This is a genomic window from Streptococcus vicugnae (assembly GCF_016461705.1).
Classification (GTDB): Bacteria; Bacillota; Bacilli; order Lactobacillales; family Streptococcaceae; genus Streptococcus; species Streptococcus vicugnae.
The window spans coordinates 1-429 of the sequence record NZ_JAEMHW010000013.1 but is presented as its reverse complement, the minus strand read 5'-3'; the positions used below and the strand labels follow the sequence as shown (position 1 = coordinate 429).

The window sequence follows — 429 nt, the reverse complement described above, 5'->3', positions numbered from 1 at the left end:
CAAGAGTTAGCAAAACTAAAAGAAGACTAGCACTAAAATTGACCTTTTTAGGCTAGTCTTTTGTTATATGTTATAATTGAGTAAATTAAAATAATAAGTTGAGGTTGAATATGTTCGTTTTACTATTGCTAGTCATCAGCTTAGTCTTTTGTATCGTTTACTTCAGAAAAAAATCTATCTGGCTACTATGCTTTAATTTGATTTCTATTTCACTAACGTTTTCCTATAAACTGACTAAAATGGGACTAGCTAGCCAGAATCTAGCTTTACGAATTGATTATGACCATTATCTCTTTTCTCTATCGCTAATTGCATTTCTCTTGGGAATTGTTGTTAATATCCTCTATATCTATGAAGACACTTGGTTAGAAAAGTTAGTTCTAGGATTTGGCTTAGTTGTTATTTCAAGTTCTATCTTTGTAGCCTTCT

The 429-nt window shown here is 30.8% G+C and carries 1 protein-coding gene; it reads left to right on the top strand.

Features of this window, described 5'->3' with window-relative positions:
• Nucleotides 1–239: 239 nt before the first annotated feature.
• Nucleotides 240–429: hypothetical protein (locus JG537_RS09645; RefSeq protein ID WP_213085512.1), on the top strand; the 190-nt coding region annotated here is incomplete at its 3' end.